Origin of the sequence: Thalassospira sp., assembly GCF_040218635.1 — a bacterium.
In the GTDB taxonomy this organism is placed as follows: Bacteria; Pseudomonadota; Alphaproteobacteria; order Rhodospirillales; family Thalassospiraceae; genus Thalassospira.
In genome coordinates, this window is sequence record NZ_JAVJRB010000012.1 from 370,563 (window position 1) to 395,704 (window position 25,142).

A 25,142-nucleotide genomic window follows, 5' to 3' on the forward strand; every position below is an offset into this window, starting at 1 on the left:
GATTGATGCTATTTGGCGGGGTTGGGATCACGTGGGCCTTTGTCGGGCCAGTATTGCCGATGGATTTCATCGACAAATCCTTCGTCAATCAGGTCCTGCATAACGCGGGCGATTTGTTCTGATCTGGCTATCAGGGGGGATCTGCGTGACAGGACCATGTGAATATCATTGTGATGGCCGCTGCGATAGGGGGCCTTGGCGATGGTGTATTCCATATGGTTGCGACGGATTTCGAAATCCGCATTGGCATCAGAACCGACAATGGCATCAAGCCGTTTGGCGGCAAGCATGCGCAGCAGGATAATCTCGCTGCCAGCTTCGAATTTATCCAGGGTTGTATCGCTGTCAAACGGTTCGAAATAGCGCGACTCAACCACGGCGCCCACGGTGATGTTGCGCAGATCACCATATTCCTCAATCGGGGCCGGGTTGGTGACATTGTAATAGAAAACCGGCGTGACCTGACTGTAGGGCGGTCTGATATAATGGGCGAACCCGGCGCGTTCTTCGGTATAGGCAAAGCTTGTCAGAACGTCGATATAGCCATCTTCAAGTGTTTTGAGACAGCGCCGCCAAGGGCATTCATGCAGATGAAGTTCAAGTCCCATCCGATCAGCGATTTCGCGCAGCAGGCTGATATCGATGCCATGACGTGTGCCGTCTTCGTCTTCGATGGCAAAGGGTTCCCAGACGGAAAAGGCGGCAACCATCAAGCCCTGATCTGAGGATCTTGGTGATGCTTCATGTGCGCCAGCTCTACCAACCGTGCCTAAGGCAATAGCCGCCAGACATGATGCAAAGGCGATTGAAACAATGGTTCTGGCCCGTGTTTTAATCCTGATTGGGTTCATTGTGCCTGCTTTGAATAACCCGGCGATGATCAAGAATTGTTGCGACAGGGTTTCCTTCTGTTCATGTTAGAATTTAAACTGCCAAATCAAGGGATGCTGTGTCGAGTGATGTTTGTCACTGTGCCGGTGGCCCTAAGTGAACACCCATTATGAAAGGTCTTCTGACCATGCGTCTGTCCTATCGCGGGGTAATGCCCACCATCGACGAAACCGCGTTTATCGCCCCGAATGCAACGATTATCGGTGATGTTGAAATCGGTGCAGAAACCGGCATCTGGTTTGGCTGTGTCATTCGCGGCGATGTGCATGAAATCCGGATCGGATCACGCACCAATATTCAGGACCTGACGATGGTGCATGTCGCCAAGGGTAAATTTGGCACCTATATCGGGGATGACGTTACCATCGGTCATGCGGCGATCATTCATGCCTGCACCCTTGAAGATCGAAGCTTTGTCGGGATGGGCGCAACTGTGATGGATGGGTGCGTGATTGAGCAGGGTGGCATGCTGGGTGCCAATGCCTTGCTGGCACCGGGTAAACGCATTCCGGCAGGTGAATTATGGGCCGGGGTTCCCGCACGCAAAGTGCGTGATCTGACACAGGAAGAAATTGAATTCTTCAAAGTGTCTGCGGATCGTTATGCCGATCTTGCGCAGGAATATTGTGTGTCTATTCCTGCCGACCTTAAAGCCAATGGTTAAAGCTTGCGTTGATATGTGGCCTTGAATTCCGTTTGTCGGGTGGGCATGTTTTCAGGCAGGTACTGGGTCAGTGCTGTCCTTCGACAGAGATGGCGAAAAATTATAAAACGCAGGTTGGAACATAAACTTGGAAGATTTGGTGTGACGGGGCCTTGGCGGATTTATGTCGGGTTTTTGGTGCTGCTTGGCTTGATCGCGACGGCACATCCGTCATATGCCAACCCCATGCAGACCTGCGAACGCCCTTTGACCGTCCGGGTTGCCGAAACCTATATCCCGTTCAGTTTCAAGAATGAACAAGGTGCTGCTGCTGGTAAGGATGTCGCCTTGATCAGACAGATTATGGCTGATCTCGGGTGTGAGGTTACGTTCGTATTCTTGCCGTGGAAACGGGCCTTGCTTGAGCTTGAACAGGGACATCTTGATATTCTGCCGTCGGCGTCGATCACCCCTGAGCGGCAAGTTTATGCGCTTTTTTCGCAACCCTATCGCAATGAGGTTTCCGGCCTTGTGGTCCGCAAAGAGGATAAGGGGCGGTTTCTTCTCCAAACAATCGATGACATCATTCTCTATGATATGAAACTTGGTCATGTGCGCGGTGCCTATCGCGGGGAATTGTTTGAACAGTTTCAAAAATTGCCCGGTGCACCAATGCAGTTAACAGATGTCAGCATTTCAGAGATCGGCTTTAACCTGTTGCTTAAAAAACGTATCGACGGGCTGGTCGGTATTCCTGCTGTTACCTTGGCGCATGCCGAAAAGATGGGAATCGCCGACAATCTGGTTGCTCATCCATTTTTATTCGGCTCCGACCCAATCCATCTTATGTATTCGCGCAAGTCGATCTCCCCAAAACTGGTGGATCGTATCGATGATGTTTTGACGCAGGCCATCGGGACGTCAGTCTATCAAGACCTTTATGGCCTTGATGCATTGGACGCAATTTCCGAGAACTAAATTGCAGTACGATCTTCTTGCCTGTTTCCCACGCTTGCGGTAGCAAGACCGTCAGTTAATCAGAAAATAACATGCCGCGCGCCACCACGCCGGCCCAGCACGAAACGGACCGGAAAAATGACGCGTTGGCAGGCAAATGCTGTGATCGTCTTTGTTGCCCTTATTTGGGGCACGACTTTTGTTGTTCAGCAAACCAGCATGGAAAATATCGGACCGCAATATTTTACGGGTGTTCGTTTCCTGTTGGGTGCTTTGGCCGTCTTACCATTTGCGCTGCGCGATCTGCGTAAATTGAAACGTGTTGACCGTCCGCTTAATCGGATGGACCATGTCGGGCTTCTCGTACTTGGCATTTCGATGTATCTCGCCAGTATTTTGCAGCAAATCGGCATCATGCAGACGACAGTAACCAATGCGGCCTTCCTGACCGCGTTTTACGTTCCTGCGGTTCCTGTTCTGGCCTATCTGGTGTTTCGGACCCGTCCGCATTGGTCGGTTTGGCCGGGTGGGGCAATGTGTGTTTACGGCACCTATTTGCTCAGCGGTGGTGATCTTGCAGGGCTTGGAGCCGGTGATTTCTGGGTGATGGGCAGCGCGCTTTTCTGGGCGACACAGGTTGTCTTGATCGGTGTGATGGTGACGCGGACGAACGCACCGGCCTTGGTTGCGGCATCCCAGTTCCTGATTACCGGCATTCTTGGCATGGTGATGGGGGCGTTTACCGAAACGTTTAGCTTTGCCGATATCTATAATGCCGGTTTTGAAATTCTGTATGCCGGGATTATGTCAGCAGGGATCGCCTTTACCCTGCAGGCCGTTGCGCAGAATTACACCGAAGCATCCGATGCGGCGATCATTATGAGTGCCGAGGCGGTTTTTGCCGCGATTGCCGGGGCGTGGTTCCTTGGCGAACGATTAGCACCGGCGGAATATGCCGGATGTGGCGTTATTCTGGCCGCGATCATTGGCGTTCAGTTGATCCCGATGATGCGCCGCAGGCCACAGATCGCGATCTGACCTTGGGCCTGCCATTGACTTTTATCAAGGCAGGGTTCAAGTCTTTCAGTGTAAATGCGTTGCGTTCGCGATATTGTGTGCAACGCGACCTTGACCATTCCGCGTTCAGATCAAAGTACCTTTCATGCGTCACCCAAGCCACATTTACCCCGATTTTATCAAGTCGGGCAGCCTTGCCCGATTGGTTATTGCGGCGTCAGTTGCTGTGACGATTGGCTTGGGGCTTGGCAATGGCGCAAAAGCCGAAGATCAAACCGGCTTTTTAAAAGGTCTGGTCGCGCAGTCTGCCATTTCAGTGCAAGAAATCGCCGCGGCTTCAACATCACCATCAACATCGCCCTTTGCCGATCTGAGTGCATTGGGCGAGGCGCTTTATTTCGATCCGAATCTTTCGGTCAATCGAACGCAGGCCTGTGCGAGTTGCCATGAACCTTCAACCGCATTCCGCGATCCGCGGATTGATGTTGCGGGGGGCGCATTTTCGCTGGGCGATGATGGCAAAAGTCTTGGCGACCGCAATACGCCGATGGCGGCCTATGCGAAGTTTTCTCCGCCATTTCATGTCCGTGAAGACGGTGTTGCGGTTGGCGGGCAATTCTGGGACGGGCGCGCAGTTGATCTGGCCGAACAGGCCGGGGGGCCGCCCCTAAACCCGATTGAAATGGGGATGCCTGATAAGGCTTCTGTGGTGTCCCGATTGCAGGAAGACGATGATTACATTGCCGGGTTCAAGGCATTGTTTGGTGATGATGTCTGGTCAGACAGTGATGCGGCTTATGGTGCGATGACACAGGCGATTGCAGCCTTTGAACAGGGCGATCAGTTTGCACCGTTCGATAGCAAATATGACCGGTTTCTACGCGGTGATTATAAAATGACGGCGCAGGAAGAATTGGGGCGGGTTTTGTTTTTCTCGCAGCAATTTACCAACTGCAATACCTGCCACATGCTGAAAACCAGCCCGACGGCAGAAGGCGAAACCTTCACCAATTACGAATTCCACAATATCGGTGTGCCGCGCAATGTTGCGACCCGTCATGCCAATGACAAGGATGTCGATTTCACTGATAACGGATTGCTCGATAATCCTTTGATCGATGATCCGGCCTATCGCGGCAAATACAAAACACCGTCCTTGCGCAATGTTGCGGTGACCAGTCCCTATATGCATAACGGTGTGTTTTCAGAACTTGAAACCGTGGTTCGGTTCTATAACAAGTTCAACAGCAAGGCCAAAGCCAACCAGACCAACCCGGAAACCGGTGAAGCCTGGGGCGCAGCAGAAGTGCCAGAAACCATTTCGCTGAGCGAGCTTGAAGAAGGCGATGCGCTTGATACCAAACGCATCAAAGCAATTGTCGCGTTTCTTAAAACCCTGACCGATGCGCGCTATGAACCGCTTCTGGCAGAACAGGAAGCTGCGGCAAAGAATTAGGGGCTAGATCATATCCCCTAGCCCCTCGGTTCCCCGCCCGGTTCTTGCCCTAGCTTTTCAGCGTTTCGATCACCGCACTTTGCGCCAGATGGCCAAGGCCGTCTTTGGTTGCCTTGGCAAACACATTGAACGCCGCATCGCCCACCGGCAGGGTCATTTTGAATTCTTCGGCCAATTTTAGGGCATAACCCGCATCCTTGGCGCGAAGGGCGGTGGTGAAATGGATGTTTTCAGTGTGATTTTTGCGCACCATGTCGGGCACTGTCATCAGGCCCGATGCGCTGGCATTGGCACCAATGGCAAATGTTTCAGCCACTATGTTGCCATCCAATCCTGCACGCTGGGCAACCGCCACCAGTTCGGCAGCAGCGGCGATATGAACTGCACCGAGCAGATTATGCATTAATTTGTAAGCCGTGCCGGACCCGATCGGGCCGAAATGAACAATCTTTTTGCCGGTGTCATCAAGGATCGGACGCACGCGATCAAGCACATCGGATGCCGCCCCGATCAGGAAGATTGTATTACCGGCTTCAATGTCGGCAGGAACGCCGGTGACCGGAGAATCGATATAGGGGCAGCCGGCGGCTTCGATCTGTTGTGACAATCCCAAAACAAATTCATGGGACAGGGTAGAACATTCAATTGCCACCGTGCCCGTGGTCATGGCCGCAAGCGCACCATCGTCGCCCAGCCAGACCGCCTGTGCCGCTGCATCATCGGACATAAAGGATATCACAACATCGACATTGCGCGCGGCATCCGCCGGTGTTGCGCAGGCGGTTGCGCCAAGGGCCACAAGCGGTTCAATCTTGGCCGTACTTCTGTTCCAGACCTGAACGGCATAGCCTTTTGACAGAAGGCGTTTGATCATTGCCGCAGCCATGCGGCCGGCACCGAGAAATCCGATTGTTTTGGTCATGATGGGGTTCGTTCCGTATTTTAAAGTATGCTTTTGGGCAGCAATTTGCGATTGGCTGTGCCACAATTTGCCATGAATGTAACACGCCAAGCCCTTGAATAAAGGCGATTGTGCATGTGACAGAGCAAAAGCAGGAAAATGACGTGACCGGTATCAAGGTTTATTACGCGGCGGTTCTGGCGGGGCTGACCATGCTGTGCCCGTTTGGCGCATCTGCCGATTTTGTGCAAAACGATCTCAAAGCTGATCCCAGCGGCCAGTTTTATTGCGGTGACGCGATGGAATGGTGCTTTGGTATTGCGCAAACATCGAGCGGTGCCAAGGATAGTGACGCGGTTGATACCCCTGTTCTTCTTGTTTTGCGTGCGGGCAAGGAAGTCACCCGTCAGGAAATCATTCAGCGCAAAAGCAGCGATGATGATGTGGTCAGTTGGCGCAAAACCGGCATTTGGCCGCAATGGGTTCATGACCCCGACAACAGTGGCGCATTCCTGATGGGGATTGTGACGACCACATCGGTTGGATATTCCGGCGGTGGGGCGTCTGTTGCGATGTTGTCGCTGATCCGGGTTGATCCGCAATTGGGAATGCCACCGAAACTCGACATGGTTGCAACATTCCCGTGGGAAGCATCGAAAATGATCAGGGCCTGCTTTAGCGAACAGGACATGATCGATCGCAATCAACTGTGCCATGACACATATGATTTTACGGCGGAGATCACTCCGGTTTCGGATGCGAATGTGGGGGGAGGAACGATGCCGTCACTGCATTATATGGCAGGTGCCAGCAAGTTCCCGCCCAACGCGGATTTGACAACGGACTCAAATACCCGGCCCGTGGACGGCAAACAGACCATGGTGCAAACACCGGATCCTGCATGCCAATTGGATGCGGTTTTCAGGTTTGATATCAATGCACAAGCATATGATATTGATCTACCGCTTGAGGGATGTGAGGCCTATTTGATCCCGTAAAAAAACGCGCTGTGGAAAACACAGCGCGTTTTTTTTGTGTGTGATGATCGCGATGATGCTGGATCAGGACAACCTGACTTTTACGTAATCACCCGGTGCCGGGCCAATCACCTTGAGCTTGCCATCGCCGGGCTTGCGGGCATCGACCTTGCCACCGGAACGGCGGCTGATCCAGTTTTGCCAATCGGTCCACCACGATCCTTCATGCTGGGTGGCTTTGGCCATCCAGTCTTCGGGATTGGCCGGGGTGCGGTTGTAGGTCCAATGGCAATATTTGTTCGCCGCGGGCGGGTTGACCACACCGGCAATGTGACCTGACGCAGAGAGAACAAATTTCACCTGACCGGACAAGAGTTGCGTTCCGGCATAGGTTGCCTGCCAGGGTGCGATATGGTCTTCGCGGGTGGACAGGAAATAGGCCGGAATTTTGATATCGCGCAGATCAATCGGTTCGCCAAGAATCGAAATGCCGCCCGGTTCGCGCAACAGGTTCTTGTTATACATATTGCGCATATAGAAACTGTGCATTGCCTTGGGCATGCGCGTGGAATCGGAATTCCAATACAGCAGATCAAACGGGAAGGGGTCTTTGCCCAGCATATAATTGCTGACGACAAAGGACCAGATCAGGTCATTGGCGCGCAGCATATTGAACGACATGGACATATCCCGGCCATCAAGATAGCCGTCCTTGGACATCTTGTTTTCAAGGCTTTTGATTTGTTCATCATCGACAAAGACCGACAATTCGCCGGATTTTTCAAAATCCATCAGGGTGGTGAAGAAGGTCGCCGATTTGATCCGCTCATCACCGGTTTTGGCCATATAGGCCAAGGTGGAGCTTAAAAGCGTTCCGCCAAGGCAATAGCCAATTGCGTTGACTTCTTTTTCACCGGTCGCCTGTTCGATCAGATCAAGGGCGGCAAGGATTCCGTCCTTGGCGTAATCTTCGAACGACTTTTCGGCAAGTTCGCTGTCGGGATTCACCCAGGACAGAACAAACACCGTATGGCCCTGATCAACCGCCCATTTGATGAACGAGTTTTCCGGGCGCAGATCAAGAATGTAATATTTGTTGATCCAGGGCGGGACGATCATAAGCGGGCGTTTGGCGACCTTGTCGGTGCTGGGTTTATATTGCTGCAGTTCCATCAACGGGGTTCTGCCGACAACCGATCCTTCGCTGGTGGCGACATTTTCGCCAATCTTGAAAGCATCAAGATCGGTCATGCGGATTTGCAATTTTCCCTTGCCGCGTTCGAGATCGCCCAAAAGGTTCTGAAGCCCCTTAAGAAGGTTCTCGCCACCTGTTTCAAGGGTGGTGCGCAGAACTTCCGGGTTGGTCATCAGGAAGTTTGTCGGCGAAATCGCATCGACAAACTGACGGGTATAGAATTCGACTTTTTGTGCGGTCCTGTCATCAAGCCCATCGACATCATGAACAACATTTTGCATCCATTGCGAGGACAGAAGATAGGACTGCTTGATGAAGTCAAACAGTTCATTGTTTTCCCATGCTTCATCCTTGAATCGACGGTCGCCTTTGAGGGGGGAGGCCACAGGTTCGGATTCTTCGCCCATTAAACGCAGTGTGGTGTTATGCCATAGCGTGTAATATTGCTGCCAAAGGTCGATTTGTGCGTCGACCAGTTTGGCCGGATTTTGCATGATCTGGTTGGTGAGTTCCGCAAAGGCCGAGCCGATATTAAGCGGATCCGGGTCCGAAATTTCCGGGTCTTCTGCCTGTCTGGCAAGGAAGTCAGATACAAGTCGTTGACTTCTCTCGGCTATCTCTGCCATTGCTGAAGATAGTTTTTCGGGATCGGGATGGGTGATTTGGGTTTCGATGGCCTGTTGATCGCTCATGGGGCATTCCCTTATGATACCGCCGCAGATACTTTGTTATTTCAAAACGTTTTAAGCTTGTTTGCATTATCGCAAGACTTTTAACGTTTGATGTTGCAGGTATCTAAATGACGTTCCGGGTTGAAACTCTGCTTGATCCCAAGCTTATCATGGTCTTAGCCTAGCGCGTCGTTAAGGGGTAGTACAAGAATTATAAGGTGACGATTCTGCGGTAATTTTCAACGCAGAAGTCATCCAACTGAATTTGGAGCAGCGAAAACAAATGGGCGTTCTGAAATCGACGACAGGGCAGTGGTCGTGGCAGGAAACTGCAAGGGGGAAGCTGCGGTTGGTTCTGCAGACCGGATCTGCACTGGCCGTGGTACTGGCATTGGGCGCCTGTTCGTCTGTTCCTGACGCGATCAACCCGGTTGAATGGGGCAAATCCGTCGGTGAAATGTTTGACGGTGACGAAGACGCCGCTGCTGCGAAATCCGACGAAGCGATTCCCGGTGAAGACGGCGAATATCCGAACTTGGCCGATACACCGGCCAAACCGATTGTCACTGGCGATCAGGAACGTGATGCCTTGATTGCCGGTTTGGCGGCCGACCGTGCCAATGCACAATACAGCCAAACCGGACGCCGTCAAAGCAGCCCGCCGGTTAATGCGCTGCAAACTGCACCAGAGACTGTTGTGTCCCAGCCGGTGATTGCACCGGCACCATCAACCCCGGTCAGCAGCAGCGCAATGGCTGAGGCAACCACGACGGCAACAGAGACGAGTGCTGCGACCACGCGCGCTGTGACCTCTGCACCGTCGGGATCGACGATTGCCGATGAATGGAATGCGAAATCTGCGGTTTCTGGTCCGGTTCCAACCCCGCAAGCGGCACCTGATCGTCCGGGCGTTGTTGCCGGTGCAGCAGCAGTCGGTGCCGGTGCTGCGGTTGCGGCGAGCAATTCCGATGACGCCAAGGCACAGCAATTGGCGGCATACGAGGCCGCGCAGGCAGGGCAGGCAACTCCGGCAAGTCCGACAACTCCGGCAAGTGCTGCTGAAACAACGCAGATGTCTGCATCGTCTGGTAATGATCCGGTGATGGATCAGTATCAGCGCCGTCTTGCCGAAGGTGCGGGCGTGTTTGCCGACGAGCCTTCTGCACAAGTCGCGCAGGCGGAGTCCTTTGACTATTCGCTTTATTCCGATAACGGCTCGGTCGTTGTTGATGAAAGCCAGTTTGGTGGTTCCGATCCGGCATACGGCGAATCCACAATGGTCGACATGACCGTGACCAACGATGCGATGGCGTCGCGTCTTGGTGTCCGGTCAGTTGATCAGCTTGCACCGGCGATTAATGCAGAACAGATCGCGCAAATTCAGTTTATGCATGGTTCGACCAATCTTGGCGGCACGGATAATTCGGTTTTGTCACAGGTGGCAAATACCTGGCAGCAGACCGGCGGTATTCTTCGGGTGATTGGCCATGCATCCATGCGCACGGGCAATATGTCGCTTGAACAGCATCTGGCGGTGAACCGTCGCGTTTCCGAAGGTCGTGCTTCGGCTGTAGTATCGCGGTTGCTTTCCCTTGGTGTCAGCCCGGATGCGATCTTTGTCGGGGCCGATGGTGCTGCGGATCCGCGGTATTATGAAGGCGTTCCTGCCGGTGAAGCCGGGAACCGCCGGGTTGAGATTTATCTCGATTACTGATCGCTTGGTGATCAGGCCGATTGATTTGAAAGCCTGAAATCCTTGCGGACGGTGTTATTTTCAGCGCGAAGGGAGCAATCCTTTCGCGCTGTTTTTATTTGATCATAAGGTAGCCGAGATCGGCATTGGCGTTCGGGGGCGAACCTGATTTTGGTCAAGAGCACCAAAATCGAACCATCACAGTGCTGCAAAAAACACTTAGGCACGGTTTGAACGCATTAATTCGTTGAGTCCGCATCCCATAAAAGGTAAATCCTTCGAATTGTACGCCGCGAAGGGCCTATTTTAAGGGTGCTTACGCAATTTTTATGAATTCGAGGATGTGCTTTTCGCATAATATTCGAAAATCGACAATTTGATGAGGATATCGGATAATGTCCCAAGACTTCCACCGCATAAAACGTCTCCCGCCTTATGTATTCGCAGAAGTAAATGCGATGAAAGCGGCGGCACGGCGAGCGGGTGAGGACATTATCGATTTCGGCATGGGCAATCCGGACCCGGCAACCCCGCAGCATATTGTCGATAAACTGGTTGAAACGGTTCAAAATCCGCGCACGCATGGCTATTCGATGTCGCGCGGTATTCCGGGCCTGCGCAAAGCATTGGCAGCCTATTACGGCCGTCGTTTTGGTGTGGATGTTGATCCGGAAACCGAAACGGTCGTGACCCTTGGCTCCAAGGAAGGGCTTGCCAATCTGGCCGCGGCCATCACCAGCCCCGGCGATATCTTTTTGGTGCCCAACCCGTCCTATCCGATCCATGCATTCGGCTTCATCATTGCCGGTGCGGCCCTGCGCCACATTCCGATTGGCCATGATGATCAGGGCACTTTCAACACCGAAAGCTTTATGGAACAGCTTCACCGCGCGGTGAAACATTCTGTGCCAAAGCCAAGTGCGGTTGTGTTGAACTTCCCGGCCAACCCGACATCGCTTGTGGTTGATCTGGCGTTTTATCAGGAAGTCGTCGATTTCTGCCGTAAGCATGAAATCTATGTTCTGTCCGATATTGCCTATTCGGAAATCTATTTTGATGGCAATCCGCCGCCCTCGATCCTGCAGTGCAAAGGGGCAAAGGATATTGCGGTTGAATTTTATTCCCTGTCGAAAACCTATTCGATGGCGGGATGGCGCATCGGCTTTGCCACCGGGAACAAGAAACTGATCAATGCGTTGACCCGCATTAAATCATATCTTGATTATGGCGCCTTTACCCCGGTTCAGGTCGCAGCAACGGCGGCCCTTAATGGCCCGCAAGATTGCGTTGAGGAATTCCGCAATCTGTATCGTGACCGACGCGATATCTTTATCGAAGGTGCGCAAAGTGCCGGTTGGAACATTCCAAGCCCGGCGGCAACGATGTTTGCATGGGCCCCGATCCCCGATGCCTTTGCCGAACTGGGATCGCTTGATTTTTCCAAACTGCTTTTGCAGGAAGCTGGCGTTGCCGTCGCACCGGGGCTTGGCTTTGGCGAGTATGGTGATCGTCATGTGCGTATTGCGCTTGTTGAAAACAAACACCGCATTCGGCAGGCCAACCGCAACATCAAACAGTTCTTCCAAAAATGTCCTGATGCAGAATCTGCACGTGAACTGTTGAAGAAATCCGTCTGATATCTCATAAAGCATTCTGTGTTTCGCCCGGGACATGTCCCGGGCGTTATTTTATCAGGGCAAGGTGACCTGTTTTTGTCACATGCGCGCTTTGTTTTCTAACCACGTACTAAGGAGTTATCGTGAAAGACGTCGTCAAAATCGGTGTGGCAGGCCTCGGAACGGTCGGTGCCGGAACCGTTAAACTGCTGAGTGAACATCGCGACATTCTGACCGACCGTTCGGGTCGCCAGATTGTTGTTACAGCGGTATCGGCGCGTGATCGAACTCGCGATCGTGGTTTTTCAACAGATGGCCTGACCTGGTACGACGATGCCCGTGATCTGGCAGCCGATGCGGATATCGACATTCTGGTTGAATTGATCGGTGGTTCGGACGGTATTGCCTATGACGTTTGCAAAACCGCCCTTGAAAACGGCAAGCATGTTGTCACCGCGAATAAAGCCTTGATCGCCCTGAAAGGTGTCGAACTGGCCCAGATTGCCGATGCCAACAATGTGACCATTGCCTATGAAGCAGCCGTTGCAGGCGGTATTCCGGTGGTCAAGGCCTTGCGCGAAGGTTTGGCAGGCAATGCCATTACGCGCGTGACAGGCATCCTGAACGGCACGTGTAACTTTATCCTGACCACCATGCGTGAACAGGGCCGTGATTTTGCCGATGTTTTGAACGAAGCCCAGAAACTGGGCTACGCCGAAGCCGATCCGACTTTTGACGTTGATGGCATTGATGCTGCGCATAAGCTGGCCATCCTTGCCAGCCTTGCATTCGGCGTTGAAGTTGATTTCGATGCAGTGGCGGTGGAAGGCATTCGCAGCGTATCGGCCCTTGATATTCAACTGGCCGAAGAACTTGGCTATCGCATCAAGCTTTTGGGCATTGCAAAGCAAACCCCCGAAGGCATCGAGCAGCGCGTATCGCCAGTGATGGTTGATCGCGGCACCCAGATTTCCAAGGTCGAAGGCGTGTTTAACGCAGTTGCCCTTGAAGGTGACTATGTCGGGCCGGTGGTTCTGCAGGGCCGTGGTGCGGGTGAACGTCCGACCGCGTCGGCTGTGGTGGCCGATATCATTGATATTGCCGCAGGTCGTACTGCGCCGGTCTTTGGCGTGCCGGCAAGCCGGTTGAAAAAGAACGTGCGGGCGTCGCTTGAGAAACATACCGGTGCCTATTACCTGCGCTTGATGGTTTGGGATCGTCCGGGGGTTATGGCCGAAGTGACCGCGACCCTTGCCAAGCACGGGGTTTCGATGGCGTCCATGATTCAGCATGGTCGGGCCGAAACCGAAGGCGGCGTTGTGCCGGTGGTGATTGTTGCCCACGAAACAACCGAATCAGCAATGTCGGGTGCAGTGGATGATATCGCAGCGTTCGAAAGCAATTCACAGCCGCCGGTTCTGATGCGGATCGAAAGTTTTGCATCTTAAAACTTTAAAGCTCAAAGCGCCTCGCACCTGTCATGATGCGGGGCGCTGTTGTAAGGTCAGGTTGCGACGCCTGACGTAAAAATGACAAAAACCAAGACAACAACGAGACGGAGCCCCCAGACTCCGCATCACACTACGAGGAAGACAAAATGGATCGAAATCTAGCGCTTGAAACCGTTCGCGTGACCGAGGCGGCAGCACTTGCGTGCTCCGGCCTGATGGGCCGCGGCGATGAAAAGGCTGCTGATCAGGCTGCTGTTGATGCGATGCGTAATGCGCTTAACAGCATGGACATCAAAGGCACGGTCGTCATCGGCGAAGGTGAACGCGACGAAGCCCCGATGCTGTTCATTGGCGAAGAAGTTGGTACCGGCAGTGGTCCGGAAATCGACATCGCCCTTGATCCGCTTGAAGGCACGACCATCTGTGCGACCGGTGGCCCGAACTCTTTGGCGGTTGTTGCCATGGCCGAAAAGGGCGGTTTTTTGAACGCGCCTGATACCTATATGGAAAAAATTGCTGTTGGCGGTGGTCTTCCGGAAGATGTTGTTGATCTTGATGCAAGCCCGCTGGAAAACCTTAAAAGCCTTGCCTCTGCCAAGGGCTGCGATGTTGCCGATCTTGTGGTTTGTATCCTTGATCGTCCGCGCCATCAGGACATCATTGCCAAAACCCGCGAAGCAGGTGCACGCATCATGTTGATCGGGGATGGCGATGTTGCCGGTGTGATTGCGACCTCGCAGAAAACATCGGGCATTGATCTTTATATGGGCACTGGTGGCGCACCAGAAGGTGTTCTTGCCGCAGCGGCCCTTCGCTGCATTGGTGGTCAGTTCCAGGGACGTCTGGTTTTCCGCAATGATGACGAAATTGCCCGCGCGAAAAAATGGGGTATCGAAGACCTTAATCGCAAATACAAACTTGGCGAACTTGCCAAGGGCAATGTGATGTTTGCGGCAACCGGTGTGACCGATGGCGCAATGCTGCGCGGTGTGCGCCGGTTCGCCAATGGAGCCGAAACCGAAAGCATCGTGATGCGTTCGCAGTCGGGCACAGTACGCTATGTCCGTGCGGTTCACGATTTCAGCCGCAAGATCTGGTACAAATAAAATCTGCTTTTGCGGAATATGCAAAGGGAGTGCTCGTTATCATATCGGGCACTCCCTTTTTTCGTTATGACTGTCGTCTAATCGCTTGCAGGGCAGGGCGGTCTGGGTTACATCCTCCGCCCCCATCCAAGAACACCTTTTGTCGGAGCCCGCCAAATGTCGGAAATTATTGCCCTTGATTTCGGTACGACCAACTCTGTCCTTGCCGTTGCGGACAGTGCGGGCAATGTGCAATCGGCAAAGTTTGAAGTCGGGACCAATAGTTTCGATACATACCGCACCATCCTGTATTTCTGGGAAGAACAGGAACTGACATCCCCCGGTGCGCCGACATTCACAAAAAGCTGTTCCGGGCCGTTCGCGATTGACGAGTACCTTAAGGAAAGTCACGACTGCCGTTTGATCCAGTCGATGAAATCATACCTTGCATCCAAGGATTTTGACGGCACCGAAATTTTCGGCACGACCTATTCGATCGAAGATTTGATCGGAACTTTCCTGACGCAAATCCACCATTTCGCCCAACATAGCCTTGGCTGGTTGGGGCAGCGGGTGATTTCGGGCCGTCCGGTTGCCTTTGCCGGTAGCAATCCGGACAACGATTTCGCCGAAATGCGGTTGCGCAGTGCCTATGAGCAGGCAGGCTTTGACATCGAAGCCATGGTGTTTGAACCCTTGGCCGCGTCCTATTATTACGGGCGTGAACTTGATAAACCCGAAACGGTGCTGGTGGCCGATTTTGGCGGGGGGACCAGTGACTTTTCACTGATCCGCTTTACGCCGGGTCTTGGCATTGCCGGGGTGCAGCCGTTGGCCCATACCGGCCTTGGTGTTGCAGGGGATCGGTTTGATTACCGCATCATCCAGAAGGCCGTCTGGCCGCGCCTTGGTTTCGGGTCAGAATACAAATCGATGGGGGCGACCTTGCCGGTGCCGCGGCAATATTTCACGGCGTTTTCGCGCTGGCATGAACTTGCCATGATGAACCAGCCCAAAACCATCAACGAAATCAAAAGCCTGATCCGCTCATCAACCAAACCCGATGATATCGAAGATCTGGTGGCGATCATTGAAGAAGAAATGGGTTTCCATCTTTATCAAACGGTGTCCAAGGCCAAGGCTGAATTGTCATCTGCCGACAGCGCGCTTTTGCAATTCTCCCACGGCGGGGTCGAAATTGAAGAACGCCTGACCCGTGCCGATTTTGAAGCCGCCATCGCACCCGATATGGCCGAAATTGAACTAGCGGCCAAAAACTGCCTGTCACAGGCCGGTGTTGATGCCCGTGATGTTTCCAAGGTCTTTATGACCGGCGGCACATCCTATGTCCCGGCCGTGCGCAAAATATTTGAAGACGGTTTTGGCAAGAACCGCATCGAAGTCGGCCAGCCGTTCCTGTCCGTGGCGCATGGTTTGGCGTTGATTGCGGCGGATGAGGGGATTGTTTGATCAGCAAGCGAAACCCAAGCCGCGACGTCTTTTGATCTTTCATTATCTGTATTAAAGCTAGAATTTCAATTGGCAAAAATTGCCAATAAAATTGACAAATTTTGACAAGAAACGTTACTCTCGACCGAAACGTGGAGGGTGTTGATATGGCAACCATGAATGTTTCCTTGCCAGACTTGATGAAAGAATGGGTCGAGCGTCGTGCAGATAGTGGTCGTTTTAGCAACGCAAGCGACTATGTGCGTGACCTGATCCGCAAAGATCAGGAACGTGAGCAAGCCATCGAAGTGCTGCAGGCGGCGATCACGGATGGTGTTGAAAGTGGTGAGCCCAAAGCATTCGACGCTACGGAATTCAAGCTGAGAATGCGCGCGCGCCATGTCGTCAAATAAGCTGACGGGTTATTTACTGTCGCCAAGGGCGTTGGATGACCTTGATGATGTTTGGCGCTATACGGCGGAAAACTGGACGCTCGATCAGGCGGATAGCTACATCGACGGACTGGTTCGTACGTTCGATGCGATTGTCGCAATGCCCGAAATTGCACGAGAACGACCAGAGTTTTCACCGCCCGTTCATATTCACAGTCACCAAAGTCATCTTATCGTTTACCTGATCGAACGCGATCAGGTTGTGATCTTGCGTATTCTGGGCGGGCGACAAAACTGGCAGGAAATTTTGCGCGCGACGGAACAGTGACGGCGAAATTTTCCACGATACGCAATGGCCCTTTCTTTTCAGTTGGTTCAACCACATCTATCTTCAAATGAAACGGAGACAATCGGCAACGGTGTTTGAAGGTCCGTAATTGAAAACAGGGAGGACAGCGGATGAATATGGAAAGCGAAACCCACGTCATTGAAAGATTGACCGGGCAGATCGTACCGGCACTTCCTTTGCCCGCAACCGACGGGGAGTCTGTTGATTTATCCGACCTTGCCGGGCGCACGGTCGTGTATGCCTATCCGCGTACGGCCAAGCCCGGATTGCCATCACCGCAAGGCTGGGATGAAATTCCCGGTGCCAAGGGCTGCACGCCGCAATCCTGTTCCTTTCGCGATCATGCTGCGGAACTAAAAGCATTCGGGGTGGCCAACCTGTTCGGGATGTCGAGCCAATCGACGGAATATCAGAAAGAAGCCGGTGAGCGCCTTCATTTGCCATTTGCCCTGTTGTCGGATGCGGATCATCGTTTCAAGGAAGCCATGGCAATGCCCGATTTTGAAATTGCGGCGATGCGGCTGTTCAAACGCCTGACCCTGATCATTGATGATGGCAAGATCACCAAGGTTTTTTATCCCGTTCCCGATCCGGCAGCAGATGCGCAAAACGTTTTGAATTGGTGCCGGGATAATCCACCGACTTAGTTGTGAACTTGGCCGCAGACTTGGTTTCCACGCCACAGACAAATTATCCGGTTTAAGCAGGATCAAGATTACGCTATTTCATTGGGCATGACAGATCATGCGCAAGAAACGACTTTTATGGGGATCGAGCGATCCGCGACCGGAAAATGGTGGCGTGAACGCGCGAATGATGAACGTCTGGCAACGACAATTTCGCAACGCTTTGGCGTGCCCGAGATTGTCGGCCGGGTGATGGCATTGCGTGGCATCGGGCTTGATGATGCCGAAAGTTTCCTGTCGCCAACATTGCGCGATCTTATGCCTGATCCGTCTTCTTTGCAGGATATGGACAAGGCCGCGTCGCGCATTGCCGATGCGATTGAAAAGGGCGAAAAGATCGCCGTCTTTGGCGATTATGATGTTGATGGCGCCACCAGTACCGCGCTTTTAAAACTGTTTTTCCGGTCGGTCGGTGCCGATGTCCCGGTTCACATCCCGGACCGCATGAAAGAGGGCTATGGCCCCAATGCGCCTGCGTTGCTGGAGCTGCAGCACAAAGGCGCCAACCTGATCCTGACGGTCGATTGCGGTATCAGCGCCTATGCGCCGCTACAAGAAGCCCAAGATGCCGGGATCGACATCATTGTTGTCGATCACCACGCAGCCGAACCCGAATTGCCGCCGGCGGTTGCGGTGGTTAATCCCAATCGTCTGGATGATGAAAGCGGCCTTGGGCATTTGTGTGCTGCGGGTGTCGCGTTCCTTTTATGTGTTGCGATGTTGCGCGAATTGCGCAAACGCGGCTGGCTTGAAAAGGCAGGCATTCGCGCACCGGATTTGCGCAACTGGCTTGACCTGGTGGCATTGGGAACGGTCTGTGACGTGGTGCCGTTGCGCGGGTTGAACCGGGCCTTTGTGACGCAAGGTTTAAAAGTCATGCGCCATCGGTCAAATATCGGCATGGCTTCCCTTGCCGATATTGCCGGGGTGAACGAAACACCCAGTGCGTATCATCTTGGATATGTCCTTGGCCCGCGTGTGAATGCCGGTGGGCGCGTTGGCGAAAGTTTCCTTGGCACGACCCTGCTTTCGGGGGAGAACCCGCCAGAGGCGCTAGATATCGCGCGTAAGCTTGATGAATATAACCGCGAACGCAAGGCGATCGAAGATATCGTCCTTGATCAGGCAATCAGTGCGGTTGAAGGACAAACCAAAGTCGGATCAATGGTTCTGGTCGGCGGGGAAGATTGGCATCCCGGCGTGATCGGCATTGTCGCAAGCAGGCTTAAGGATCGCTATCACGTGCCATCTTTGGTGATGGGGATGGTCGACGGGGTCTTTAAGGGATCGGCGCGTTCTGTGCGCGGGATTGACCTTGGCGCTGCAATCATTGCCGCCCGTCAATCGGGGCTTTTGATCAATGGCGGTGGGCATGGTATGGCAGCCGGCTTTAGCCTTGATCCGGAAAAACGCGATGCCTTTGAGGCCTTCCTTGAAGAACGTTTTGCCAAGATCATTGCTGAAAACGACATTCGCCCGACCATCACGGTTGACGGGGCACTTCATGCCCATGGCGCGACACTTGATCTGATTGATGCGCTTGAAAAGCTTGGGCCGTTTGGTGCGGGCAATGCAGAGCCGCGATTTGCCTTTATCGATTGCCGTGCGGTCAAGGCCGACGTTGTCGGGGCCGATCATGTGCGCTGTATCCTGACCGGGGCCAATGGCAAGGGCCGACTTAAGGCAATTGCGTTCAGGTGCCTGGACAATGACATGGGCCAGACATTGATCAAGCATGGTGGGCGGCCGCTTCATGTTCTGGGGCATTTGCGCCGTGACACATGGCAGGGGCGTGATGGCGTCCAGCTGATTATCGATGATGTGGCGCTGCCGGTTTGATGGTGGTGTGTTGGATGGGCTGAAAGTTATTGATGTCTTTAGACTAAATTCATCATACTAATTGAGTTTAGTGTTCTGGATATCTTCCCGTCCAGCGTAACAGAGTATCCTGTTTGATCCTTTCTTATGATCTGCAAAGCCGACATATAGGCCGATATAGCGCTAAGATTCCTGCGATGCTCCGCTGTTGCGTGGGGTTGGGAATTGTGGTGGTTTTATCTGTGTGTGCAGGCATTGTGCAGGCCAGCTCCCTTGATGAGTTGGGGCCGGAAGATCTAAGAAATGCGCAGAACGTTACCCTTCTGACCGAAGATTACCCGCCGTATAATTTTACCGAAGCTGACGAGCTGCGCGGGGTTGGTGCTGATGTGGTACAGGCCATGGCGAATGCCATCGGATATCACAAAAGGATGGAAGTCCTGCCGTGGAAACGGGTGATGCTGCGTCTTGAGGACGAAGCTGAAATCGGTGTTTTTTCTATGACCCGAACGCCGCAGCGTGAAGAGATGTATGCGTGGGTAGGGCCGATTGTTAAGGCCCGCGTCGGGCTTTATCAATTGACAGAGCGACGTTCGCTTGTGCATTCGGTTCAAGGGCTTCGATATGTTGAAGCCATTGGGGTGCAGGCTGGTGGCGCGCATGAGCAGGCATTGCAGGAATATGGTTTTGAAAATCTGGAACCAATCTTCAATCAGGGCAGTGGTATCCAGATGCTTGCCGTCGGTCGTATTGATCTTCTGGTGTCATCGGATATCGAGCTTTTCGAACAATTGAAGAAAACGGAACTGACACTTGATGACCTTGAATTGGTTTATAGTTTTGGCCGTGGCGATCTTTATCTGGCGTTTTCAAAGCAAACTTCAGTTTCGGCCCTGACAGCTTGGCAAGCAGCCTATGACCATATTGTTGAAAATGGCCAGTTTGATATGATCATGGAGAAATATGGCATGATCGGCGATCAATACCCGCTATTTGAAGGTGATCTGTCAATCGGACAGTAGGCCATAAGCTGCTCATATTTGCCATGTGTGGCAAAGACTTGCCGTAATCCCAAGATGGGATTATGCCAGATGCATCATGACACACCATTCCACGACGCCACCTTCATCTTCTTCGCATGGGATCAAAGCCTTTTTGCTGGTTTTGGCTCCGATCCTTCTTGCCTTTTCGCTCAGCCAGTTTTTCAGATCCGCCCAAGCACTTCTGGCGGAGCCGCTGCGCAATGAGCTTGCGGTTACCCCGGAACAGCTTGGCCTGATTTCAGGCAGCTTTCATTTCGCCTTTGCCTTGATGCAAATTCCGGTTGGCGTGATGCTGGATCGGTATGGTCCGCGTTTGACCAACGGTTTTTTGATGATGTTTTCATTTGCCGGGGTGGTCATTTTTGCCAACGCGCATAGCGTCTTGGGGTTAATGATCGGCCAGGCGGTGATTGGCCTGGGCTGTTCGGCGGCCTTTATGTCGGCATTGGTGTTAGCCGCACGTTGGACGGCACCGGAAAAGTTTGCGGCAGCGTCCGGTCTGATTGTGTCATTCAGCCTGCTTGGCGTTCTGGCATCGTCAACGCCCTTGGCGGCCCTGGTCGAAGCCCATGGCTGGCGCAATGTTTATTACGGATTGGCGGGCTTAACCGTGATCGCTGTTGTGCTTGATCTTTTGTTTGTGCGCGATACGCCTCCGGGCCGTGCGCCGACAGATCAAAAAGGCGAAACCGTGATGGAGGCCCTGCAAGGCATGGTTTCAGTCTGGAAAAACCGACAGGTCTGGCTTTTGGCCGGGGTGGCATTCTTCAGCTATCCGGCAATCCTGACCGTGCGCGGGCTTTGGGGCGGGCCATATTTGCACGATGTGTTTGATCTTGGTGCGGTTGAAGTGGGGAATATCCTGCTGATCATGACGATTGGGATGATCCTTGGACCACCGGCCTACGGGCAATTATCGCGTAAGATGGTGGGCAAAACCCACGGGCTTATTGTCTTTGCTGTTATGGTCGGGGCAGGGGCGTGCCTTTTGCAGGCGTTTCTGGGCCCTGTAGGCGTCGGTGTGGCTGCGACACTCCTGCTGCTGCACGGTTTTCTTGGATCAAGCGCAACGCTTAATTATGCCGCCTCACGTCAGGCTGTGCCCGAACATCAGATTGGCCGGGCACTGACGACGATCAATCTGGCAACATTTGCCGGTTTGTTTGTCCTGCAAGGCATTGCAGGCATTATTATCGGTCAATTCGATGCGGGCGCGCCTGATGGGTATCGCTGGATGTTTGTGTTTCTGGGAACCGGTCTTGGCGTTGCAGGCATCAGTTTCTGGTTTGGGGCACGGCGCAAAAGAGGCTGATGTCAAACTGGTTTTGCCGATGAGGTCGCCCGCAGAATTGGGTGGTCTTGCCTTGTTTGGCCGGGCAAGCATAAAATAAACCAAGCGGTTAAACATCAAGGCTTGGTTTTTGCGGGTTTTGGCTGGTTATGGCCTTATTTTGGGTGGGGGATTAAAAAAAACGTCACAGGGGCGAAAAAGCCGCTTGACCTGACCCGACCCAATCGCTAAAAACCGGCCTCGTTAACGCGCTGCGTCCCCTTCGTCTAGAGGCCTAGGACACTGCCCTTTCACGGCGGCAACAGGGGTTCGAATCCCCTAGGGGACGCCACTCGTTAACACAGACTGTTTTTGGTGACCGTGTCCCCTTCGTCTAGAGGCCTAGGACACTGCCCTTTCACGGCGGCAACAGGGGTTCGAATCCCCTAGGGGACGCCACCGAAACACAGTCCACATAAAATCGCTTTGCGATCTGCGTCCCCTTCGTCTAGAGGCCTAGGACACTGCCCTTTCACGGCGGCAACAGGGGTTCGAATCCCCTAGGGGACGCCATCTTTTCCAAATAAAGATGGTTTATTGAATGCCCGCAGCAATTGGCTGGCGGGCATTTTCTGTTTTCAGCCGGTGTTTTCAGGTATTTCGGCCGATAGGCTAAATGTGGCAATCAAGCCGCCTTCTGGATTATGTTCCAGCCACAGATGTTCTTCGTCTTCCCGGCACAAATCACGGCACAGCGACAGCCCGACGCCAGATCCAATTTCGCCAAATGTACCCTCGGTCGATTTGTATGATGTGGTGCCTTTGGTGAACTCAGCGATCACTTTATCGGAAACACCCGCCCCACGGTCAATGATGCGGATGTGAATTGCGGTTCCGACAACGGCTGCCTCTATCAGAATCCTGCTGCGTGGATTGGAAAACTTGATCGCGCTGACAAGCAGGTTGCGGCAAATCATCTGTACATGCGGGGCAACACCATAACCGACCAGGTTTTGTGGGCTGTAGGTTACCGTGATCGACTTTGCCTCAAGTAGGGGGCGCACAGTCGCGATGGTGTCTTTGATAAGCTGGTCAATGTCAATTTCAGTCCGGCTTGGCTTGCCTTCGTCGAAAAGAGTACGTCCCCACACCAGAAGATCGTCAAGAAACCTGAGCGTTTCTGAGGTTGAAGAATGCAGCTGGCGAATATTTCCCAATGCCTGCGCCTGATTACCGGCAACAAGATCCTGTTGGGCGAGTAAGGAAAGACCAGACAGCCCGTGAAACGGCGTTCGAAGGTCATGGGCAAGGACGGCGAAAAGGCGGTTTCTGGCTTTGGCTTCGGCACGCAAGGACGTGTTAAGCGATATGATAATCATGCCGGTAAAGCCGACGGCTGTCAGAAGCAGGAAAAGAATGACGTCAAGGAAAGCGACCATGTGGATGGTCGATGCCGTCATAAAGTTCGCTATTTCCTGATGAGCAAGCCACGTATAGGCAGCACGGAAAACATGATAGAGGCCGTGTACTGCGAATGTTAGCGCCATCACCGTTTCCGGCGCGGTCCGACGGCCCTGTTTTTGGAACCAAAGAATATAAAAACAAATAAGTGAAAGTCCGGCGAGTGCGGCTGAAATCACGATAATACGCGTCGAGACACTGGGGATGACTTCACTGTAATAGACGAACAGTATGGCAACGATGCCGGTGATAATTCCGGTTATCAGATAGCTTGGCTTGCGATTGGTATAGATTTCCAGGCCAAGCCAGTAAAATCCATGCGCGAGCGTGATCAGGGTATTGGCGACAATGACCGACGCAATATCGGGAATGGCCCCGCGAAATCCCAATAAGATAAACCCGATAGCGTTTGATATCCCGCCAAAGGCCCAAAGGGTTGTGCAAACGCCGCGACGCGCGACCAGTGAAAGCGATATGAATGCAATGGCTTGAACAACGGCCGACATGGTTGCGATAAAGGCAAGTGTGCGGATATCCAATTCAACGCCAAACATTCATTCTCCCCTCATGGTCAGTGCATACCGCTTTGTTTGTTTTGAATGCGGATGCTTATTTTTCTATAGGGGTTCATTTTGGATGAACTCAGCTGCATTGCAATATCGGAGCAACTCAATTGTTTGATATTTATGCGTCTTGCTATGTCTGATGGCGGGTTGGCAGGGTTTTTAACTTAGAACGGGAAGCGCCGTTGAGGTGACTTTCCTTTGTGCTGACGATACCGCCGGGTCAGGCTTTCGCGCAGCTGTTCGGCCGTGGGGCGCGGGAGTTCGATGATTTTGCGCACAGGGGCTGCTTCATCCTGTATCGGGGCATTGTCGTCGACAATGACAGCCGCCGTATCGGCAAACAAATCCACCGGATCTGCCTGATCGGCCGCAAACAAGTCCGTCAACCCGACCCCCAAAAGCCGATATTTCGTGCCATCGATTTCCTTTTTCAAAAGGGTCAGGGCAGCGTCAAGGATGACGTCTTCGCGCAATGTCGGATAGGTCAGGCGCATGTTCCGGGTGCGGGTTTTGAAATCCGATGATTTCAATTTCAGGACCACGGTATGGCCTGCGATTTCCTTGCGCGCCAGATCGCGGGCGACCCGTGATGTCAGGCGGGTTGCGATTTCGGTCAATTCTTTGATGCCAGCGACATCTTCGTTAAAGGTGGTTTCCGAGGACAGGCTTTTACGTTCGCTGCTTTGTTCCACGCGTCGGTTATCTTCGCCGCGTGAAAAGTAATAAAGCCGTTTGCCAATACTGCCATAGTGGCCCTGCAAGCTATGGATATCGATTTCCTGAAGCTGTCCGATGGTGGTGATGCCATCGGAATGGAGTTTGCGTTCCATTGCGGGTCCGACCCCCCACATCATGCGCACAGGCTTGTCGGCCAGAAAATCAACAGCCTCGGCCGCACCAATCATGGAAAAGCCAAACGGCTTGTTCAGATCGGATGCGATTTTGGCAAGAAACTTGTTATAGGAAAGCCCGATTGAAACAGTGATCCCGACCTCGCGCAGCACCGTTGCCTGCAGCTCGATCAGGCATTCGGCGGCGGACTTGCCATGGGTATCGCGCACATTTGTCAGATCCATAAAGGCTTCGTCGATGGAAAGCGGTTCGATATCGGGGGTCAGGGCACGCATCATGTCGCGCACGCGATATCCTTCGCGCTGATACTTTTTCATATCCGGTGGCAAAAAGACCGCATTTGGGCATAGCTCACGCGCCTTAAAGGCCGGCATGGCTGATCGCACGCCATATTTGCGTGCAACGTAACAGCAGGTCGATACAACGCCGCGGTGGCCCCCGCCAATGATGACGGGTTGTTCAGCCAGTTCCGGACGGTCACGTTTTTCGATTGAAGCATAAAATGCATCGCAATCAAGGTGACCAATCGAAAGTTCCGGAAGCTCTGCATGGGCAATTGCGCGTTTGCATCGACATATCGGGCAGGGCATGTAAGAACCCGCACCGCTTTTGGGCAGCGGTCGATCAAGATGCTGTCGCCATTTGTGATGGCAGTCTGGGCAAAGCGCATAAAGCATGCTTATTTGTACCCTTTTTGTTCTGA

The 25,142-nt window shown here is 53.1% G+C and carries 21 protein-coding genes and 3 tRNA genes; 19 read left to right on the forward strand and 5 right to left on the reverse strand.

From position 1 onward, the window contains the following. Nucleotides 1-8 precede the first annotated feature (8 nt). A complete protein-coding gene (locus tag RIC05_RS15650; RefSeq protein WP_350045599.1) occupies nucleotides 9-851 on the reverse strand; it encodes a substrate-binding periplasmic protein in 843 nt (280 codons plus the stop codon). A gap of 149 nt (nucleotides 852-1,000) precedes the next feature. Between RIC05_RS15650 and RIC05_RS15655 the strand changes: the two genes are divergently transcribed. From RIC05_RS15655 to RIC05_RS15670, 4 genes are all read left to right on the forward strand, one after another. Beyond that, the gene (locus RIC05_RS15655) at nucleotides 1,001-1,555 is read left to right on the forward strand and encodes a gamma carbonic anhydrase family protein (RefSeq protein ID WP_502989555.1); all 555 of its coding nucleotides are present in this window, start codon (nucleotides 1,001-1,003) and stop codon (nucleotides 1,553-1,555) included. Nucleotides 1,556-1,696: 141 nt separating this feature from the next. Then, complete coding sequence (locus RIC05_RS15660; RefSeq protein WP_350045600.1) at nucleotides 1,697-2,512, forward strand: substrate-binding periplasmic protein; 816 nt, start codon at nucleotides 1,697-1,699, stop codon at nucleotides 2,510-2,512. A 117-nt stretch (nucleotides 2,513-2,629) separates the two neighbouring features. Then, nucleotides 2,630-3,529 carry a DMT family transporter gene (locus RIC05_RS15665; RefSeq protein ID WP_350045601.1) on the forward strand — a complete coding sequence of 300 codons (900 nt, stop codon included), beginning with the start codon at nucleotides 2,630-2,632 and terminating at the stop codon, nucleotides 3,527-3,529. Between the two features lie 124 nt (nucleotides 3,530-3,653). Continuing rightward, on the forward strand, nucleotides 3,654-4,964 hold the full coding sequence (locus tag RIC05_RS15670; protein ID WP_350045602.1) for a cytochrome-c peroxidase: 1,311 nt from the start codon (nucleotides 3,654-3,656) through the stop codon (nucleotides 4,962-4,964). Between the two features lie 49 nt (nucleotides 4,965-5,013). Here the strand turns inward: RIC05_RS15670 and RIC05_RS15675 are convergent, their stop codons facing one another. Beyond that, the gene (locus RIC05_RS15675; RefSeq protein WP_350045603.1) at nucleotides 5,014-5,976 is read right to left on the reverse strand and encodes an NAD(P)-dependent oxidoreductase; all 963 of its coding nucleotides are present in this window, start codon (nucleotides 5,974-5,976) and stop codon (nucleotides 5,014-5,016) included. Between the two features lie 26 nt (nucleotides 5,977-6,002). Here RIC05_RS15675 and RIC05_RS15680 point away from each other — a divergent pair, with 26 nt between their 5' ends. After that, a complete protein-coding gene (locus tag RIC05_RS15680) occupies nucleotides 6,003-6,863 on the forward strand; it encodes a hypothetical protein (RefSeq protein ID WP_350045604.1) in 861 nt (286 codons plus the stop codon). Nucleotides 6,864-6,926: 63 nt separating this feature from the next. Here the strand turns inward: RIC05_RS15680 and RIC05_RS15685 are convergent, their stop codons facing one another. Beyond that, entirely contained in the window at nucleotides 6,927-8,729 is a 1,803-nt protein-coding gene (locus RIC05_RS15685) for a PHA/PHB synthase family protein (protein ID WP_350045605.1), read from the reverse strand. 262 nt (nucleotides 8,730-8,991) lie between these two features. Here RIC05_RS15685 and RIC05_RS15690 point away from each other — a divergent pair, with 262 nt between their 5' ends. From RIC05_RS15690 to RIC05_RS15755, 14 genes are all read left to right on the forward strand, one after another. Beyond that, nucleotides 8,992-10,422 (forward strand): OmpA family protein, encoded by a 1,431-nt coding sequence (locus tag RIC05_RS15690; protein ID WP_350045606.1) that lies wholly within the window; start codon nucleotides 8,992-8,994, stop codon nucleotides 10,420-10,422. A 374-nt stretch (nucleotides 10,423-10,796) separates the two neighbouring features. Further along, nucleotides 10,797-12,038 (forward strand): LL-diaminopimelate aminotransferase, encoded by a 1,242-nt coding sequence (locus RIC05_RS15695; RefSeq protein ID WP_350042594.1) that lies wholly within the window; start codon nucleotides 10,797-10,799, stop codon nucleotides 12,036-12,038. Nucleotides 12,039-12,160: 122 nt separating this feature from the next. Then, nucleotides 12,161-13,465: a homoserine dehydrogenase gene (locus RIC05_RS15700; protein ID WP_350042595.1), complete on the forward strand. Its 1,305-nt coding sequence runs from the start codon at nucleotides 12,161-12,163 to the stop codon at nucleotides 13,463-13,465. Nucleotides 13,466-13,614: 149 nt separating this feature from the next. Next, the gene (gene glpX / locus RIC05_RS15705; RefSeq protein ID WP_350045607.1) at nucleotides 13,615-14,574 is read left to right on the forward strand and encodes a class II fructose-bisphosphatase; all 960 of its coding nucleotides are present in this window, start codon (nucleotides 13,615-13,617) and stop codon (nucleotides 14,572-14,574) included. A gap of 156 nt (nucleotides 14,575-14,730) precedes the next feature. Further along, nucleotides 14,731-16,023 carry an Hsp70 family protein gene (locus tag RIC05_RS15710; protein WP_350045608.1) on the forward strand — a complete coding sequence of 431 codons (1,293 nt, stop codon included), beginning with the start codon at nucleotides 14,731-14,733 and terminating at the stop codon, nucleotides 16,021-16,023. Between the two features lie 146 nt (nucleotides 16,024-16,169). Continuing rightward, nucleotides 16,170-16,415: a type II toxin-antitoxin system ParD family antitoxin gene (locus RIC05_RS15715; RefSeq protein WP_350045609.1), complete on the forward strand. Its 246-nt coding sequence runs from the start codon at nucleotides 16,170-16,172 to the stop codon at nucleotides 16,413-16,415. After that, nucleotides 16,402-16,722: a type II toxin-antitoxin system RelE/ParE family toxin gene (locus RIC05_RS15720; protein WP_350045610.1), complete on the forward strand. Its 321-nt coding sequence runs from the start codon at nucleotides 16,402-16,404 to the stop codon at nucleotides 16,720-16,722. Before RIC05_RS15715 ends, RIC05_RS15720 begins: the two co-directional genes overlap by 14 nt. Nucleotides 16,723-16,853: 131 nt before the next feature. Then, nucleotides 16,854-17,390, forward strand: coding sequence for a peroxiredoxin (locus RIC05_RS15725; RefSeq protein ID WP_350045611.1), 537 nt, complete (start codon nucleotides 16,854-16,856; stop codon nucleotides 17,388-17,390). A gap of 117 nt (nucleotides 17,391-17,507) precedes the next feature. Further along, complete coding sequence (recJ, locus tag RIC05_RS15730) at nucleotides 17,508-19,268, forward strand: single-stranded-DNA-specific exonuclease RecJ (RefSeq protein ID WP_350045612.1); 1,761 nt, start codon at nucleotides 17,508-17,510, stop codon at nucleotides 19,266-19,268. Nucleotides 19,269-19,477: 209 nt separating this feature from the next. Then, nucleotides 19,478-20,269, forward strand: a complete 792-nt coding sequence (locus RIC05_RS15735) for a substrate-binding periplasmic protein (RefSeq protein WP_350045613.1) — start codon at nucleotides 19,478-19,480, stop codon at nucleotides 20,267-20,269. Between the two features lie 76 nt (nucleotides 20,270-20,345). Further along, nucleotides 20,346-21,602 carry an MFS transporter gene (locus RIC05_RS15740; RefSeq protein WP_350045614.1) on the forward strand — a complete coding sequence of 419 codons (1,257 nt, stop codon included), beginning with the start codon at nucleotides 20,346-20,348 and terminating at the stop codon, nucleotides 21,600-21,602. Between the two features lie 234 nt (nucleotides 21,603-21,836). Continuing rightward, a tRNA-Glu gene (locus RIC05_RS15745) sits at nucleotides 21,837-21,912 on the forward strand. A 31-nt stretch (nucleotides 21,913-21,943) separates the two neighbouring features. Then, a tRNA-Glu gene (locus RIC05_RS15750) sits at nucleotides 21,944-22,019 on the forward strand. Nucleotides 22,020-22,057: 38 nt separating this feature from the next. After that, nucleotides 22,058-22,133 (forward strand) — tRNA-Glu (locus tag RIC05_RS15755). A gap of 65 nt (nucleotides 22,134-22,198) precedes the next feature. On the opposite strand, the gene RIC05_RS15760 is transcribed toward RIC05_RS15755, so the two are convergent. Both RIC05_RS15760 and RIC05_RS15765 read right to left on the reverse strand, forming a co-directional pair. Next, nucleotides 22,199-23,575 carry a sensor histidine kinase gene (locus RIC05_RS15760; protein WP_350045615.1) on the reverse strand — a complete coding sequence of 459 codons (1,377 nt, stop codon included), beginning with the start codon at nucleotides 23,573-23,575 and terminating at the stop codon, nucleotides 22,199-22,201. Between the two features lie 176 nt (nucleotides 23,576-23,751). Beyond that, entirely contained in the window at nucleotides 23,752-25,116 is a 1,365-nt protein-coding gene (locus tag RIC05_RS15765; protein WP_350045616.1) for a DNA polymerase IV, read from the reverse strand. Between the last annotated feature and the right edge of the window lie 26 nt (nucleotides 25,117-25,142).